Raw genomic sequence first — 1,429 nt, 5'->3', positions numbered from 1 at the left:
ACGCCATGAAGCGGCATCCATGCCTAAGCATGGCTTGTTCGACCGCTTCGCTCCTGTCTCACATTATTCATTTAAATGATTGCTTCAGGTTTGATTTAAACGGGTTTAGTTATTCTCAGCAACAGTCTTTCAAGGTTGGCATTGGGCGAAGAGTTGCCATTGCGAAAATATTAAACTCCATGCAAAATGCAAAAGTTGACTCATGTTATTTCTTATGAAAGGAAACTAACAATTTAATTTATAAGGATATTATGCTGCGTGGCGGCGGTCTAGCCTAAAATCTTCTGCTAGGATTGAGGCGTTAGAAATCTTTTCGATAGGGAGTGTTGAATGACGAAGTGTCCAATTTGTATTAATAATAAATCTATAAAGTCACACCTTTTTGAGCTTTCTGAACTCTGCAAATACTTAGGTAATTCAGTTGAATTTACCCAACAAGGATCAACTCGGATTGTAAAAACGTCAGTAATTGGAGATTGGCTAAAGCTTGCTTCTCAGTTGAGAAAAGTTGATATGGAGTGGTGGCGATATAAAGATGAAATGTCTGAAATTTATTGTTCTTCAGATTATGATGATGAGGCTTTAGATGAGAAGCATTTTACTGAATACTCTACAGCGTTAACTCGCTTTATGTATGTTACTAACGCAATGGAAGAGGCTTATCGATTTATAGATAAGGAATTTCACTCTGTAGAAACAGTTATTAACAAGCCTAAAGGAAAGAGGTTTAGAGAGCCAAGTATGAGAGCAACGGTCGTTATTGATCAGATCCCTAAAGAATCTTTGCCTGAAAACTTCTTCCATATTATGAAAAATTTGGAGATAACCTTCAGAAAATATATCAAGCACTTCTCTCTGACTGTGAAAGGAATAAATGAAGTAAAGGAAACAGACAACAGTGCTGGTTTACACTTTATTAGGAATTTAAGGAATCACATTGCTCATGGCATATTTCCAATAGTTGATAATCCGGACTATTGGGGAGGAGAAGATAAAAAGAGAAATTTAATAAATTTACTTTCTCATGCATGTAGAGCTAGTGCTATATATATCCAAGCAATCCTAATTAGTTTTAATGAGGGTTTCCAATCTCACGATTATTTTTATATGAGAGATGTTTGGGATGAAGAAGGTGATTATTTTGAAAGCAATTGCAAAGTTGAATTGGCTAAATCTTTACACTTAAAAGGAACATTTAGTTTTGCAAATCCAGTGCAATCAGATTGCTAAAAGAATCAATAGGATCAGAGACGTTGATTAATTTTAATTAATATACCCATTTCAGGAACCTCACTGCCTTTTAACTCAAGTGCTTAGAAGCATTTCCGTTTAATCAAACCCGATAAGCTGATTTTAATTGATAATGTGAGACAGGAAGCGGAGCGAGTCGAGCAAGCCATACTGAGATAGGGATATCGATTTATGGCGT

Annotated in this window: 1 protein-coding gene; it reads left to right on the top strand. The window is 35.8% G+C overall.

Annotated elements, in window-relative coordinates; translation table 11 throughout:
* Positions 1 to 330 precede the first annotated feature (330 nt).
* On the top strand, positions 331 to 1,230 hold the full coding sequence (locus tag ON073_RS20310) for a hypothetical protein (RefSeq protein ID WP_274763686.1): 900 nt from the start codon (positions 331 to 333) through the stop codon (positions 1,228 to 1,230).
* The last annotated feature ends 199 nt before the right edge of the window (positions 1,231 to 1,429 follow it).

The sequence above is a fragment of the Pseudoalteromonas sp. G4 genome, from assembly GCF_028875915.1.
In the GTDB taxonomy this organism is placed as follows: Bacteria; Pseudomonadota; Gammaproteobacteria; order Enterobacterales; family Alteromonadaceae; genus Pseudoalteromonas.
The sequence above is the reverse complement of the archived record's forward strand: the minus strand, read 5'-3'. Positions and strand labels throughout refer to the sequence as shown.

Bases quoted from the DNA above. Each gene is read 5' to 3' on its own strand.
- ON073_RS20310 (WP_274763686.1), top strand. From the start codon at position 331: ATGACGAAGTGTCCAATTTGTATTAATAATAAATCTATAAAGTCACAC.